At 36.5% G+C, this 13,605-nt stretch carries 19 protein-coding genes and 1 pseudogene; 14 read left to right on the top strand and 6 right to left on the bottom strand.

Annotated elements, in window-relative coordinates:
* Nucleotides 1-72 precede the first annotated feature (72 nt).
* Together J2S10_RS08055 and J2S10_RS08060 are read right to left on the bottom strand one after the other, a co-directional pair.
* On the bottom strand, nt 73-381 hold the full coding sequence (locus J2S10_RS08055; protein WP_307406257.1) for a hypothetical protein: 309 nt from the start codon (nt 379-381) through the stop codon (nt 73-75).
* An 87-nt stretch (nt 382-468) separates the two neighbouring features.
* The gene (locus tag J2S10_RS08060) at nt 469-951 is read right to left on the bottom strand and encodes a PaaI family thioesterase (RefSeq protein WP_307406260.1); all 483 of its coding nucleotides are present in this window, start codon (nt 949-951) and stop codon (nt 469-471) included.
* 150 nt (nt 952-1,101) lie between these two features.
* Here J2S10_RS08060 and J2S10_RS08065 point away from each other — a divergent pair, with 150 nt between their 5' ends.
* The 5 genes from J2S10_RS08065 to J2S10_RS08085 all read left to right on the top strand — a co-directional run bounded on the left by J2S10_RS08065 (nt 1,102) and on the right by J2S10_RS08085 (nt 3,573).
* A complete protein-coding gene (locus J2S10_RS08065; protein ID WP_307406262.1) occupies nt 1,102-1,506 on the top strand; it encodes a YlbD family protein in 405 nt (134 codons plus the stop codon).
* Nucleotides 1,507-1,521: 15 nt separating this feature from the next.
* Nucleotides 1,522-1,761: a YlbE-like family protein gene (locus J2S10_RS08070; RefSeq protein ID WP_307406264.1), complete on the top strand. Its 240-nt coding sequence runs from the start codon at nt 1,522-1,524 to the stop codon at nt 1,759-1,761.
* A 101-nt stretch (nt 1,762-1,862) separates the two neighbouring features.
* Nucleotides 1,863-2,312, top strand: coding sequence for a hypothetical protein (locus tag J2S10_RS08075; RefSeq protein WP_307406267.1), 450 nt, complete (start codon nt 1,863-1,865; stop codon nt 2,310-2,312).
* Between the two features lie 59 nt (nt 2,313-2,371).
* Entirely contained in the window at nt 2,372-2,818 is a 447-nt protein-coding gene (locus tag J2S10_RS08080; protein WP_307406273.1) for a YlbF/YmcA family competence regulator, read from the top strand.
* A gap of 479 nt (nt 2,819-3,297) precedes the next feature.
* Nucleotides 3,298-3,573: a YlbG family protein gene (locus J2S10_RS08085; RefSeq protein ID WP_307406275.1), complete on the top strand. Its 276-nt coding sequence runs from the start codon at nt 3,298-3,300 to the stop codon at nt 3,571-3,573.
* 58 nt (nt 3,574-3,631) lie between these two features.
* Here the strand turns inward: J2S10_RS08085 and J2S10_RS08090 are convergent, their stop codons facing one another.
* A complete protein-coding gene (locus J2S10_RS08090) occupies nt 3,632-4,021 on the bottom strand; it encodes a DUF7147 family protein (RefSeq protein WP_307406277.1) in 390 nt (129 codons plus the stop codon).
* 361 nt (nt 4,022-4,382) lie between these two features.
* On the opposite strand from J2S10_RS08090, the gene rsmD reads away from it, so the two are divergent.
* Nucleotides 4,383-4,943 (top strand): 16S rRNA (guanine(966)-N(2))-methyltransferase RsmD, encoded by a 561-nt coding sequence (gene rsmD, locus J2S10_RS08095; RefSeq protein WP_307406280.1) that lies wholly within the window; start codon nt 4,383-4,385, stop codon nt 4,941-4,943.
* Nucleotides 4,944-4,956: 13 nt separating this feature from the next.
* Entirely contained in the window at nt 4,957-5,442 is a 486-nt protein-coding gene (gene coaD, locus J2S10_RS08100; RefSeq protein WP_307406282.1) for a pantetheine-phosphate adenylyltransferase, read from the top strand.
* Between the two features lie 32 nt (nt 5,443-5,474).
* Here the strand turns inward: coaD and ylbJ are convergent, their stop codons facing one another.
* Nucleotides 5,475-6,689 (bottom strand): sporulation integral membrane protein YlbJ, encoded by a 1,215-nt coding sequence (gene ylbJ, locus J2S10_RS08105; RefSeq protein WP_307406284.1) that lies wholly within the window; start codon nt 6,687-6,689, stop codon nt 5,475-5,477.
* 214 nt (nt 6,690-6,903) lie between these two features.
* Between ylbJ and J2S10_RS08110 the strand changes: the two genes are divergently transcribed.
* Nucleotides 6,904-7,683 (top strand): patatin-like phospholipase family protein, encoded by a 780-nt coding sequence (locus J2S10_RS08110; RefSeq protein ID WP_370876176.1) that lies wholly within the window; start codon nt 6,904-6,906, stop codon nt 7,681-7,683.
* 8 nt (nt 7,684-7,691) lie between these two features.
* The gene (locus J2S10_RS08115) at nt 7,692-8,711 is read left to right on the top strand and encodes a SepM family pheromone-processing serine protease (protein ID WP_307406291.1); all 1,020 of its coding nucleotides are present in this window, start codon (nt 7,692-7,694) and stop codon (nt 8,709-8,711) included.
* Between the two features lie 28 nt (nt 8,712-8,739).
* Here the strand turns inward: J2S10_RS08115 and J2S10_RS08120 are convergent, their stop codons facing one another.
* The gene (locus tag J2S10_RS08120) at nt 8,740-9,954 is read right to left on the bottom strand and encodes a nucleotidyltransferase (protein WP_307406294.1); all 1,215 of its coding nucleotides are present in this window, start codon (nt 9,952-9,954) and stop codon (nt 8,740-8,742) included.
* Nucleotides 9,955-10,363: 409 nt separating this feature from the next.
* Here J2S10_RS08120 and J2S10_RS08125 point away from each other — a divergent pair, with 409 nt between their 5' ends.
* The 4 genes from J2S10_RS08125 (at nt 10,364) to J2S10_RS08140 (ending at nt 12,724) form a co-directional block, all read left to right on the top strand.
* Nucleotides 10,364-10,891 (top strand): YceD family protein, encoded by a 528-nt coding sequence (locus J2S10_RS08125; RefSeq protein ID WP_307406296.1) that lies wholly within the window; start codon nt 10,364-10,366, stop codon nt 10,889-10,891.
* Nucleotides 10,892-10,974: 83 nt separating this feature from the next.
* Nucleotides 10,975-11,148: a 50S ribosomal protein L32 gene (rpmF, locus tag J2S10_RS08130; RefSeq protein ID WP_024029176.1), complete on the top strand. Its 174-nt coding sequence runs from the start codon at nt 10,975-10,977 to the stop codon at nt 11,146-11,148.
* A 105-nt stretch (nt 11,149-11,253) separates the two neighbouring features.
* Nucleotides 11,254-12,024, top strand: a complete 771-nt coding sequence (locus J2S10_RS08135) for an enoyl-CoA hydratase/isomerase family protein (RefSeq protein ID WP_307406303.1) — start codon at nt 11,254-11,256, stop codon at nt 12,022-12,024.
* Between the two features lie 73 nt (nt 12,025-12,097).
* Entirely contained in the window at nt 12,098-12,724 is a 627-nt protein-coding gene (locus J2S10_RS08140) for an RsfA family transcriptional regulator (RefSeq protein ID WP_307406305.1), read from the top strand.
* A 40-nt stretch (nt 12,725-12,764) separates the two neighbouring features.
* Here the strand turns inward: J2S10_RS08140 and J2S10_RS08145 are convergent, their stop codons facing one another.
* On the bottom strand, nt 12,765-13,238 hold the full coding sequence (locus J2S10_RS08145; protein WP_307406307.1) for an N-acetyltransferase: 474 nt from the start codon (nt 13,236-13,238) through the stop codon (nt 12,765-12,767).
* A gap of 200 nt (nt 13,239-13,438) precedes the next feature.
* On the opposite strand from J2S10_RS08145, the pseudogene J2S10_RS08150 reads away from it, so the two are divergent.
* Nucleotides 13,439-13,561, top strand: a pseudogene (locus J2S10_RS08150) (ATP-binding protein); the annotation flags it as partial.
* Between the last annotated feature and the right edge of the window lie 44 nt (nt 13,562-13,605).

The raw sequence follows: 13,605 nt of genomic DNA on the forward strand, positions 1-13,605 counted from the left end.
GATTAGTGCCTGAGGGCTAAGGTCGAATAGCACCATAAACAACAAAAAGGTGACTGAAACAGTCACCTTTTCTTATACATTTTTACCTGAGCTAACCAACTCAAAATCATGAAAGTGAAATTGGTTACCATCCCAGTTTCCATAAATTCGTATCACATCGCCGACCGTAAAAGGGTCGATTTTTGCATTTTTTGTTACCGGGGTCATCCTTTTTACAATGATTTGTTTCGACACCGTTTGAAGCTTAAGTTCTTGCACATAAATAAAACGGTTGTGATAAAAGCGTTGTTTTTCCTCAGTAAAGCTTTTAATTTTCCCGGTTAAAACAGCCTCTTTTCGTATATTCCCGATTGCAAGCCACTTTTTTTCCTGTACATTCATCTCTTTTCTCGTAATCCAAAAAAAATAAAGGCATATAATAGGGATAAGAATGGCAGTCACCATTTTTTGATCCTACTCCTCCATCATTTATTTTTGAATGGTAAAAAATGTCCCAGTGGCATAGGCTATTTTCTTTCCGTCACTACGAAAAGCTTCTCCTGAAATGACCATCGTTTTACTTCCTTTATGAACAATCTCTGCTCGGCAGCGAATCTTGTCTCCTGTTCCAGGAGCAATGTAATGAATATTAAGCTGATTTGTCACAGCACCAAAGCCTTCTGGGAGATGGTAATTGGCTAATGTGCCCATTGTTGTATCAAGTACGGTTGCAGTTATACCGCCATGTAGAATATTTAAGTTATTGTAAAGAATTGGGTTGTTAGGAACTGTGATTTCACAGGAATTTTCATCCAATTTCCTTTCCATGTGAAGTAGACCGTCAATATAGGTTGTGTTTTTTTCTGTGATCTTATTTTGTATTCCTTCTAAAACAAAGGAAAGAGCACCCAGATCCTCGTCAGAACTATTTTCAATACATGTTTCTAATAATTTAATTAAGTGGTCCTTCATATTCTTAACCTCTTTCATTTCAATATCTGATGCCATCTTACCATTAATAAGTTGTAATTTAAAATGTTTTCAACGTGAGAAGGGTATTCACAAATTTGATTTGGATTCATATTGTATTATTGGCGATTGATATGGGCAGAGGTGAGAAATATGACGCAAAAAAAATTGCATCCTTCCGTTCTTAAGTTTAAAGAATTTGTAAAAAATAATCCCAACATAATTCAAGAAGTACGAAAAGGGAATGCAAGCTGGCAGGAATTATATGAAGACTGGTATTTGTTAGGAGAAGATGACAAGCGCTGGGAGACGATTCGAGCAGATAAGAAATCTGATTCGGAAACAAAAACCGAAACTAAGGGAGATTTGATGTCCAATTTAATGGGAATGGTAAAAAAAATGGACCCGAACCAAGTTCAACACCATATTAATAATTTAAGCCAAGCACTTGGAGCCATCCAAGGTGTAATCTCTCAATTTCAGGGGAGCAATCCAACAGGAACTCAAGTAAAGCCACAAGAAGGCCCTAAGCATCCTTTTTTATTTAGAAAAGACTAAAAGAGGAGGTTTATGATGAGAAGTGATGTGTTAGCATACTTAGAGAATCAAAAAGATTTGAAGCAATTTGTCAGGGAGCAACCGCACTGGTATAGGAAGCTCTCCAGAAACCCTCACGATTTACAAACACTTGAAATTGAATCATTACAATATTATAAAAAAACGATTCCACATCAGGTAGAAAAGTTCTCTAACAGCGTGCAAATGGCATCTATGATGTTTAATATGTTCCAATCAATGAAAAATCAAAATTAAAAAAGGGCACAATCTCTGGAATTGTGCCCTTTTTTATTGCTATTTGAAATGAGACTAAAATTTAAAAAGGAGGCGAACAATACAAAAAAGGAGTGATTTGAATGAAGAAGAATGTTCAGTTTTTAATTCTTTCTATGATCATATCGGGAATACTTTCGGGCTGTCAAATGGATTTACCGAAGTCGGAAGCAAAACTTAAAAATGGTCAAATGGATCATTATAGCTCTATTCAGAAGGAAATTGTCCCTGTTTTTGGCCAAAATAAAATCGACTTCCCTTCGTTATTTGTTCAATATGAAACTAAAGGGAATAATGTATTTGTTGAGTGTATTTTAACTGGTATCAGTTTCAGGGAAGCAGACCATTCGAAGCAAAAAATCGGAAAGATGATTGTTTGGATTGATGGCCAGAAAAAACAGGAGGTAACATCAGCAGCCTTTATCATTAAAGGGCTGTCTCCGGGAAATCATAAATTAAAGCTCGAAGTGGTTAATTTAAATAATGAATCATATGGTTTAATGAAAGAATTTTCGGTAAATATTTCTAAGTAATCGGTGAATTTCGCTTTCTTCATCCTTTCATGGTAAAATGTGAATGGAGGTGAGCGTGTTTGCTTGCAACTTTAGAAAGAATCGAATTACTGGAAAATGCCGAACGGTTGGCAAAAATGATTTTAGATTCTGAAATAGCAGAACAATATCATATTTGTTTATATAAATTGCGAAGTAATCAAGAGTCACAAAAGAAGATCAGTCGCTTTGTCAGCCTAAAAGAGCTGTATGAAGAGGTTCAACGTTTCGGTAAATACCATCCTGACTATAAAAGAGTCATGACTGAAATTCGCGAATGCAAAAGAGAAATGGATTTAGACCTGCTTGTTGCTGATTTTAAATTAGCAGAAAATGATTTGCAAAATTTATTGGATGAAATCAGTCTTTTAGTTGGAAGCGCTGTTTCTAAGCATATAAAAGTATCAACAGGAAACCCGTTTTTTGAAAAAGGCACGGGCCATGGAGGCGGTTGTGGGTCTGGTGGAAGCTGTGGATGCTCCGCATAAAAAATCGGCATATGCCGATTTTTTTATTTTATTTTTTTAGACGCATACAATCCGCGCAAAGATTACCGCAACAAAACATTTTTTCTTGCGGTACATAAAATCTGTGCCTGTAAACATAGAGCCCCGCCTCTTTTCTGACAAAAATTGTTTCACTGTAAAGCCGTTTTCCTTTCGATACTAAGGCAGAACATTTTATGATTTCCTTGTCTATCTCGCAATGTGATGTACCGTCTAGTGAATTTATATACAAAAATGGAATTCCTGTTATCTTTTTCCAGTATGCGTAGGAAATGAAATCACATAATAAAAGCTGATTGATGAAGACCTGCCAAACAGGTTCTAAATCCATTTTTATCACCTTTACAATTCGGAGTTTAATTCATTTTATGTTAAAGAGAAACAAAGTTTGAATTGAAATAAAGCGTTTTAATATGCTAGACTAAATAAAAAAATGATGGTTTGTTGAAGGGGAAAAAAGTATGTTTGTTCAAAGACAAGGATTGGTCGTTTGGCTTTACTCATTAAAACAAGCCAAAATGTTAAGGCGCTTCGGAAATGTACATTATGTCTCAAAAAAATTAAAATACGTCGTATTGTATTGTAATCAAGATGAATTGGATGGTATTATCGAAAAATTAAATTCCTTTTCATTTGTAAAGAAAGTGGAACCATCCTATAAGCCTTTCTTAAAAATGGAATATGAAAATTCAGCACCAGATAAAGCAAAGGAATACGACTATAAAATGGGCATTTAAAAAGGTGAGGGTTTCATCCCTCACCTTTCAAGCTAGATGGTGTTTTTAGCTTTTCTTATTATTGTAACGGTGCTAAATAGTGATTAAGCCTCAGGATGCCAATTAGATGTTGGTAGAAAAGTTCTTTTTCATGGAAGAGATAAGACGGTTTTACCGATAGCTCGTGGATTTTTTTTTCTAACTCCTCTGCTGTTTGGGAAAAAAGATCATACCTTTTATTAGGAATATAATTAGGGTTTGGAATTCCCTCTCGACAAATATAAAGTGCTTGAAATTTTCCGGGATCAGTAGGTTTTAACACAACCACTAACGAAGTAACTTCTTGTGTTTCGATCTTGGTGTGTAAAGCCATCATATGCACAAGACGGTGTTTGTTTGCCGTTGCCAGCTCTATTAACTCATACAAATCGGAATATCCTTCTCCTAACTCAATAAAGCGCTGTATCAATGAAAACTCTCCTTTTACTGTATAAATATATCAATTACTTTACCATTTTTCATCATTGAATTAAATTCATTTTAAAAGAAAAAACCCTGCAGACATTAATCTGCAGGGTCCTTCTACATCCTTCAAAAGGATAGAAGGCAAAGGGAGAGGAGAAACCGGAGGAAGAACTTATGGGGAAACGTAAGTCTTCTCCGCGGTTGGCAACAACATCCTCGAATTGATGTTGTTAGTAACATTATCTCCACAACAAGTAAGCTTATACGTGTTTTTTTATAAAAATTCCTTTTGACTTACAATTTGGCTAGTTTTCGTAATTATGATAGGATAATGGAGAAAAAAGATTTGTTAGTGGTGATATAACTTGAGAGTAGTTTCAGGCATTTGTAAGGGCAGACCATTAAAAGCAGTTCCGGGTAATACGACAAGACCTACGACAGATAAAGTAAAAGAAGCAATCTTTAATATGATTGGTCCCTACTTTGAGGGCGGGATTGGCCTTGATCTTTTTGCCGGTAGCGGAGGGTTAGGGTTAGAAGCACTTAGCAGGGGCTTAGAAAAGGTAATTTTTATTGATCGTGAGCCAAAAGCAATACAAATTATTTATGAAAATATTCACGCTTGCAGCTTTGAAGACAAGTCCGAAGTTTATCGAAATGATTCAGATCGAGCGTTAAAAGCTCTCATGAAACGGGAAATAAGCTTTGATTACATATTTTTAGATCCGCCATATAAAAAACAACAGCTGCTAAATTTAATAGAAAAAATTAATAAACAACATCTTTTAAAAGACGGCGGTATAATTGTCTGTGAACACAGCCATGATGTAGAATTACCAAAATCAATTGGGAAATTAACACAAATTAAACACGAACAATATGGGATAATTGCTGTCACAATTTATTCCGGATATGGTGAGCAATAAGGGGGAGTCTTTTTTGGGAAGTATAGCAGTTTGTCCAGGGAGTTTTGATCCAATTACATACGGCCATTTAGATATTATCAGAAGAGGGGCCAAAGTATTTGATATGGTTTATGTGAGTGTTATGAACAATTCATCCAAAAATCCGTTATTCACCGTTGAAGAGCGCATCAATTTGATTAAAGAAGTAACAAAAGATCTTCCAAATGTGAAAGTCGATGAACATACTGGTCTTCTTGCTGATTATGCAAAGACTGTTAACGCAAATGCCATTATCCGTGGCTTACGGGCAGTTTCAGACTTTGAATATGAAATGCAAATTACCTCAATGAACAGAGTACTAAATGAAGATGTCGAAACCTTCTTTATTATGACGAATAATCAATATTCTTTTTTAAGCTCAAGTATTGTTAAAGAAGTGGCTAAATACAACGGTAATATTTCTACTCTCGTACCACCGGTAGTGGAAAGGGCCCTGCATCAAAAATTTTATCGTCTATAAAGTAAAAAAGGATGATTTGAATCATCCTTTTTTTAGGCCTTTCTTACTCTATAAAAGAGAACCGTGACATAGATTGCAAGGGAAAAGATTGTAATGAGGGGACCGACTTCAATTAGTTTATGGTAAAAGGCGTTGAGCCAGGTGCTTTTTTCAAATAAACCGACCGGAAGTGCATTAGATGGCTGTTCAGTTGAATAGAATCGTACATAAATGGGCTTCCACAATAAAAAGGCAAAAAGGCTGGCAAATAGACCGTGAATGATTCTAGCGAAGAAAAATGGCTGAAAACGGATATCTGTTTGGGCTAGTATGCTGGCAACCTGAGCTTGGACACTAAACCCGCTAAAGGCAAGTATGAAGCTTGTAATCATCGCTTTTTGTAAGAGTGATGCTTCCTGAACATGACTTGTCAGCTGACTTCCAAGAGTGATTTCAAATAGACCCGAAATAAACGGAATGCTTAACATTGTAGGGAAGGATAAAGCTGATAATAGGATTTTAACGCCTTTTGCAAGTGCAGCAGTAATATGTAAATGATAAAGGAGTTTGTTAACCACTGAAAATAATATGATGAAACCGCCAACCATCAATAAAGTTTGGATGGAAGATGTGACTGCATCACCAAGAAGTTTTCCTATTGGCCGATTGTCTTTTAATCTTGTTTGATGTAATGCCGAAAGTGCTGACCGTATTTTAAATTTCTTTCTGTTAATCACTTTTTTATTAGTGGTTTCATTACCGTAGAACCTCATAATAATTCCAACGCAAATATTCCCAAGATAATGAGCTAAAGCCAAAATTACTCCCAAATGCGGGTTATAGAAAAAGCCAACAGATACAGCTCCAAAAATAAATAAAGGATTAGATGAATTTGTGAATGAAACAAGCCTTTCTGCTTCAATTTGTGTTAATTGGCCTTCCTGACGCAATCGGGCCGTGAATTTTGCTCCCGCAGGGAAACCGGAGGCCATTCCCATTGCCCATACAAATCCGCCTACACCGGGAACTTTAAAAAGTGGTCGCATGAAGGGTTCCAATAATACACCAATGAATTTAACGACCCCGAAGCCAATTAACATTTCAGAAACAATAAAAAACGGCAAAAGTGAAGGAAATACGATTTCCCACCACATATTAAGACCCCGAATAGAAGCTTCTAATGACTCCTGTGGAAAAGAGATAAGTGAAGCTGCTAAAATTGTGACCGATATCGATAAAAAAATAGTTTTTAGTTTTGAACGAAACAACCAATAGACCTCCTTTCGAGGGTATTACTTTTGTGCAATCAATTAATACAATGATAAAATAAAGTGTAATTATTTAATCCTTTTAGTACCCTTGTCCTCGTATTACAAAATATACTCATACACGAGTAATTTAGACCATAAGATTGTACGAGATTTCACTGTATCATTGTAAACTGTCCTTTTTCAGAATTGATTGTAAAAAGGAGTGAGCGTTATGGAGCATCCAAGAATAGGGTTAGCACTTGGTTCAGGTGGTGCCCGTGGTTTTGCTCATTTGGGTGTCATTAAAGTTTTGAAAGACGAAGGAATCCCTATCCACCTTATTGCCGGAAGCAGCATGGGAGCTCTCGTTGGTAGCTTTTATGGGGCTGGAATAGATATGGAACGATTATATAAACTTTCCACGGCATTTAAACGGAAATACTTTTTGGATTTTACTGTTCCCAAAATGGGATTTATCGCCGGGAAGAAAGTGAAGGAATTTATTAAGGTTTTTACCCATGGGAAAAATATCGAGGATTTAACGATTCCCTTAGGAATCGTCGCCACAGATTTATTAACCGGTGAAAAAGTTGTTTTTAAAAACGGTCCGGTAGCGGATGCAGTAAGAGCCAGTATTTCCATTCCGGGTATTTTTGTGCCGGAAAAATCAAATGGAAGAATCTTAGTTGATGGTGGGGTTTCCGACCGTGTACCGGTGTCTGTAGCAAAAGAAATGGGAGCAGATATTGTGATTGCCGTCGACGTCTCGATGGTAAAACGTAATGCTGAAATTACCTCGATTTATGATGTTATTATGCAAAGCATTGATATCATGCAGACAGAAATCATCAACCACCGGGAGGTAGCGGCTGATATTATGTTACGTCCCCCGGTTGAAATTTATAGTTCACGAGCGTTTACCAACATTGAAGAATTGATTTTACTAGGAGAACAAGAAACAAAAAAACATTTGGATCAAATTAAAAAGGTTATCGAGCAGTGGAAGGGGTAAAGCTTCGGATGCGCAATAAAATATCTTTAGGTGCTTTTCTTGTTATTGCATTCATTTTAATAGGCGGTATGTTTTATTCATTGCCTTACTATGTTACAAAGCCCGGAATGGCGAAAGAGCTTGAGCCAATTATTAAAGTTGAAAACGGTTATAGGGAGAAGGGCAGTTTTATGCTGACAACTGTCAGGATGGGCAGAGCGAATATCTATTCTTATTTAGAAGCAAAGGTTAAAAAATATGAAGAAATTTACCCGGTGGATGAGATTTTAGGTAAAAAAGAGACAGAAGAAGAATACAATGCCCAGCAGTTATATTTTATGGCAGCATCAAAACTAAATGCCATTGATGTTGCTTATCGCAAAGCAGGCTTACCGGTACATTATAAATATAAGGGAATCTACGTCGTGAGTGTCGTTCCCGGGATGCCTGCTGATGGAAGGCTGAAGGCGGGAGATCGGATATTTAAAGTCGATGGGCATCAATTTTCTAATTCTGAACAATTTATTGATTACGTAGGAAAAAAGAAGTCGGGTGATCAAGTCTCCCTAACCTATTTGAGAAACAAAAAAACAAATTCGCAAAAAATTACGATTCAACCATTTAAAGGACAGCCGCAAAAGGTTGGAATCGGTATTTCCTTAGCAGATGATAAGGAAATTGTTGTCGACCCAAAAGTCACAGTAAAGACAGATGAAATTGGCGGACCATCTGCCGGTCTTATGTTTTCATTAGAAATCTATAATCAATTAACTAAAGAGGATATCACGAAGGGGTATCATATTGCAGGAACCGGTACAATTGATACCGATGGAACGGTTGGACCAATCGGCGGTATCGAGCAAAAAATTAATGCTGCTGATAAGGCAGGAGCAGAAATCTTTTTTGCCCCAAATGAAAAAGGCGCTAAGGATTCTAACTATCGTGCGGCAGTAAAAACTGCAAAAGATATTGGCACAAAAATGAAAATCGTTCCCGTTGATTCCTTTGACGATGCGGTTCGTTACTTACAAAAGCTGCCGCAAAAATAGAAAAAGATGGTGCGAGGCATCATCTTTTTTACTCTATATAAATCGGCGGCTGTTTATATTCCCGGCTCAAAAGTTCACTTTTTAATGGATTAGGGACAGCTAATGAATAAATTCGAGATGCTTTGATATCCGGTAAAATATCTTTTTGTTTACAGGCAGAGAGTTTAGAAATGAGCGGTAGACTGAATTGGGATTTCATTTTATTTAAATATTCTTTACCGTTCTTAGTCATACCTAAGAGTCTTAAATAAGTTGCTTTTTCCGTATCACTTACCATTTCGGCTTTTTTTGTATTGGTTAATAGATGGACACATGTTCTCTGTAGCCTTGTCCATGTATACCTTTTTGTTTTGATTTTTTCCATAAATTCTTTAAAGTTATTGGAAACTAATGCTGCTGCAAGGAATCTATTTTCCAGACCTTCTTCTATTTCATAAATATTTCTCAACTCTTCAGGGCTGGTTTGAAGAAGACGAAATTGCAGAAGCTTCCAATAGTTCTCCCATTGGTGAAAAACTCCATAATCATTAAAATATGCCTTTAATAATTGATACGTTGATTCCGGTATAAATTGGCCAATTGATTCTTTGCCGTTTTCAGTTGAAAAAAGAGCCTTTCGAATGCTGGTTGCACTGGCGATCGTTTCAGAGGTAAAATGTTCATCATGGTAATTTGCATTCTTTCGTTGTACGGTTATGGGTCTAACTGAACTTTTTTGATGCTTGATCGCTTTTATGTATTGGAAGCCAAGGATGTTATTTGGTTTTGATAAATCCAAGTAGTTTTCTGAATCTGCCAATTGCTGAAAAGATAACGATAATGCTTTTGGATAGCTAACTCCTGTATTCATTATGCTTTTGATGTTCACATTATATGACACTTGATTTTTCTCTAAGTATTCGATAGTTCGCAAAAATGAGGTTAGGTCACCGCTTTCACTTCCAAAACATAAAAATTCACAACCAGCTGCATCTAGGATAGAAACGGAACCGTTTGCAAAAGTCTCCGCCTTTTGAGTAGCAAACCTGTAAGGCAGTTCAAAAACGATATCTACCCCGCCAAGAAGAGCCATCCTTGTACGGTGCCATTTGGAAACAAGAGCAGGCTCCCCTCTTTGCAAAAAATTCCCACTCATAACTGCGATGACGACATCAGCTTCAGATGCTTGCCGTGCTGCTTGTAAATGAAAAGCATGTCCATTATGAAATGGGTTGTATTCAACAATTACACCAACAGCTTTCATCTGCATTTCTCCTTTTTTAAAATTTTAAGGTAGTATCATTATAGCAAAAACTCTAATAGCAGGAGTAACCAAATTTGTATCTACTCACTAGTGGGTAACCAACTCCAATATCGATATCTGGAACACTATTTGTCAATAGGGCATTTTATCACCTTTTCTTCGTTTTATCATATACGATTGACTTTTATTTTTTTAAACAGCCTTTCTATCTTGAAATTAGGAATTTGTTTATATACAATGGATTAGTTGTGATTAGGTTTGTAAATAGTGAAGCTGGGTAAACTAGTAAATAAATGTTCAGTTGAACATCTAGATATTAGTAATTTCACCTTTAAGGGTGTAAAGAAAAAACATTGACAAAAATTTAATCGAAGGCTATAATTACCTTTGTTGCCTTGGGGTGAATCAATTGAAATGGACATTAAGTCAATTACAAAAATATCGAAACAAGGATTTTCCGATTGATGAAACGATTCGTGTTGACGAGATCAAACAAGATGATCCAACCATCCGAGACGTATCTCCGATTCATATTTCAGGTCGGGGAGATATTGATTCAACGAAAGTGACATTTCATTTAAAAATTGAAGGTCATTTAATACTTCCTTGTTCTCGTACTTTAGTGGATGTGAAACTTCCAATTAATGTCGAAACAACTGAAACGTTCCTCTTACAGGGTTCAGTTTATGAAACTGAAGAGGAAGCATATCAAGTAAAAGGCGATGTGATTGATATAATGCCAATCATTCGGGAAATTCTTTTACTTGAGGTTCCAATGCAAGTTTTTTGCGAAGATGTCATTAATGAAGAAGCTGCCCCGCAGTCTGGCAAGGATTGGGAAGTTGTTTATGAAGAAGTCGGGTCCAAGAAAATTGATCCGAGACTGGCAGGGCTTGCTAAGTTTTTTGACGAAAACAATTCTTCTTCCGAATCATAATCGGCAATACTAAGAAGCAAAGTGAAGAACCAGCATTCCTGGCCTTCATTACTTTCTTAATACTCTTTAAGGAGGTGGGAAGAATGGCTGTACCTTTTAGAAGAACTTCTAAAACTGCAAAAAGAAAACGTCGTACACATTTTAAATTAAACGTACCTGGTATGGTAAGTTGCCCAAACTGTGGTGAAATGAAACTTGCTCACCGCGTATGTAAAGCTTGCGGAACATACAAAGGAAAAGACGTTGTTAACGACTAATTTCCGTTAGGATAGAAAGCACAAGGGTGATATACCCTTGTGCTTTTGTCGTTTTTTGAACAATAATATAGGTAAAATATATGAATAGGGGAAGGAAGAGGGAGCTTGGCTTATACGATTGAGAAACGTGAAATGGGTTATTTATTATTTACAATTGCAAGAAGTGAAAAAAGGAATGCAATAAATTATGAAGTCATGCAGGGGTTAACCGAAGCTATTAAGCTGGCAAATGAAACTGATATAAAAGCGCTGGTCATTACAGGGATAGGGGACCATGCCTTTTGTTCTGGCGGGGATTTGTCAGTTTTTCATCGTCTGGAAACGAAAGAGGATGCCTATCAGATGCTATCAAAAATGGGGAATATCCTCTATTCCTTACTTACCTTGCCTAAACCGACCCTTGCATTAATGAATGGAATCGCATTAGGGGGCGGTTGCGAGCTTGCTGCAGCTTGTGATTTTCGTTTGGCACGAACAGGTATTAAGGCCGGGTTTGTTCATGGAAAGCAGGCAATAACAACCGGCTGGGGTGGTGGATCAATTGTAGCGGAAAAGTTTGCCGCTTCAAAAGCTATGAAGCTGCTAATGGATGCAGAATTACATACAGCGGAATATTTAACAGAAATAGGGTTTATTGATGGACTATTTGCTTATGACTCACTACTTGCGTGTGAAACATATCTGGCGAATCTTTTATCAAACGATCCGAGGGTTTTACAATCATATAAAAAAGTGTGGATTCGAAAATGGGAAGAAGCGAAATTAAGCGAAAGAATAGAAGAAGAAGTTAATAATTGTGCAGTCCTTTGGGAGGGCGATGTTCACATAGGACATGTAAAAAAATTTCTGAGTAAAAAAACAATGAATAAAGATTAAAACCCGACTCTTGTTTAAGTCTATCTTTTCTAGTAGATGCATATTATGAATAAAAACATTAGGAGGGATTAATATGTCACCGACTCGACAAGATGCTTGGTCCCAAGACGAAGATTTGCTGTTAGCTGAAGTGGTGTTAAGACATATTCGTGAAGGCGGGACTCAGCTGCAGGCATTTGAGGAAGTAGGAAAACAACTTTCAAGAACATCTGCTGCATGTGGGTTCCGTTGGAACTCATTTGTAAGAAAACAATATAAATCCGGAATAGAACTTGCAAAGAAGCAAAGAAAAGAATTAAAAAAACAAGGTGTTCAGGATGCATCTGAAAAACCTGAAGAACTGACAAACGTGGAGGAACGAATTTCATCCTCGTTAAATTCTAATGGGACGATTACATTCCAAGCAGTTATTCATTTCTTGGAAGGGATTCATAAAAAAGCTGAGGTTTCCTCGAGAATTGAGGAAGATAGAGAAAAATCTTTTGAAAGAATTAAAGAATTAGAAAAGAAATCCTACTATCTTGCAGCTGAAAATGAAAGACTAACAAAGAATCTTAAGGAAATCCAAGAGGATTACCGCTCCTTAATTGAAATAATGGAGAAGGCACGTAAAATGGTTGTGCTGCAAGAGGAGGACCGACAGCAAAAAGTTAAGTTTCAAATGGACAAAAATGGTAATCTCGAAAGAGTAGAGAAATAAAAAAAGCGGACTTTTAGGTCCGCTTTTGCATGTCATTTTTTTAATTTTTCTGTACTTCAACGCCCTCCGGATACCAAAGGAAAGGATTCTCTCCACGGTCGCGCTCCATATCGTATTCAACATTTGAAAAGTCCATTTTTCCCCAGAATCCACTTGACTGCATTCTTGGATTTGTTTTAATTGGAAGACCAAATCTTTTGGCGAACTCTACGAGAATTTTCCCGTAACCATTTCCTTGATAATCCGGCAAGACTTCCAGTTTCCATATTTCCAAATAATTTTGCGGAGGAGAAAAATAACGATCGAATTTTGCGTCAATTTGGTATAGACTCATTCGAGCTACTAGTTTGTCTCCGTAATATATCCCGTAAAATGGTGAGTCACTATCATCTTCAATCATATTCGCTTCCAGGTCCTCAAACATGGAAAGCTCCTGAATCCCATATTCTTTAAATTTTTTAAACTCTTCTAAGGTTTTAAAATTAACTTTTAATTTTTCAACTTTTGCTGGCATTTGTCTACCTCCTAAAAAATGATCACTTTGAATATATTCATTTATTCGCGAATAACATGGAGAAGAAATAATTTTAAATTATTTAAAATGAATTAATATTATTATATATCAAATGGATAAAAATTTCTTTAAATAAACCACAGAAACCGTTTACAAAAATTGCAGGAAATTCGGAGAATGTTGTAGAAACATAATAAATTGATGATGTTTTTATTGAAAAATATAATTCCGATGCGAGGCATGTCGAAGTACAAATTTTCGGTGACCATGAAGGAAACATCGTGCACATGCTTGAACGTGATTGTTCCATTCAAAGAAGGCATTCTTGAGAATGAGGACTTCAAAAAAGGGGTATATACGACAAGCT

It is taken from the genome of Neobacillus ginsengisoli (assembly GCF_030813055.1).

What these genes read in the sequence shown, in the direction of transcription:
- J2S10_RS08055 (WP_307406257.1), bottom strand. Translation starts at nt 381, where the DNA reads ATGAATGTACAGGAAAAAAAGTGGCTTGCAATCGGGAATATACGAAAA.
- J2S10_RS08060 (WP_307406260.1), bottom strand. Translation starts at nt 951, where the DNA reads ATGAAGGACCACTTAATTAAATTATTAGAAACATGTATTGAAAATAGT.
- J2S10_RS08065 (WP_307406262.1), top strand. Translation starts at nt 1,102, where the DNA reads ATGACGCAAAAAAAATTGCATCCTTCCGTTCTTAAGTTTAAAGAATTT.
- J2S10_RS08070 (WP_307406264.1), top strand. Translation starts at nt 1,522, where the DNA reads ATGAGAAGTGATGTGTTAGCATACTTAGAGAATCAAAAAGATTTGAAG.
- J2S10_RS08075 (WP_307406267.1), top strand. Translation starts at nt 1,863, where the DNA reads ATGAAGAAGAATGTTCAGTTTTTAATTCTTTCTATGATCATATCGGGA.
- J2S10_RS08085 (WP_307406275.1), top strand. Translation starts at nt 3,298, where the DNA reads ATGTTTGTTCAAAGACAAGGATTGGTCGTTTGGCTTTACTCATTAAAA.
- J2S10_RS08110 (WP_370876176.1), top strand. Translation starts at nt 6,904, where the DNA reads ATGGAGCATCCAAGAATAGGGTTAGCACTTGGTTCAGGTGGTGCCCGT.
- J2S10_RS08115 (WP_307406291.1), top strand. Translation starts at nt 7,692, where the DNA reads ATGCGCAATAAAATATCTTTAGGTGCTTTTCTTGTTATTGCATTCATT.
- J2S10_RS08120 (WP_307406294.1), bottom strand. Translation starts at nt 9,954, where the DNA reads ATGAAAGCTGTTGGTGTAATTGTTGAATACAACCCATTTCATAATGGA.
- rpmF (WP_024029176.1), top strand. Translation starts at nt 10,975, where the DNA reads ATGGCTGTACCTTTTAGAAGAACTTCTAAAACTGCAAAAAGAAAACGT.
- J2S10_RS08140 (WP_307406305.1), top strand. Translation starts at nt 12,098, where the DNA reads ATGTCACCGACTCGACAAGATGCTTGGTCCCAAGACGAAGATTTGCTG.
- J2S10_RS08145 (WP_307406307.1), bottom strand. Translation starts at nt 13,238, where the DNA reads ATGCCAGCAAAAGTTGAAAAATTAAAAGTTAATTTTAAAACCTTAGAA.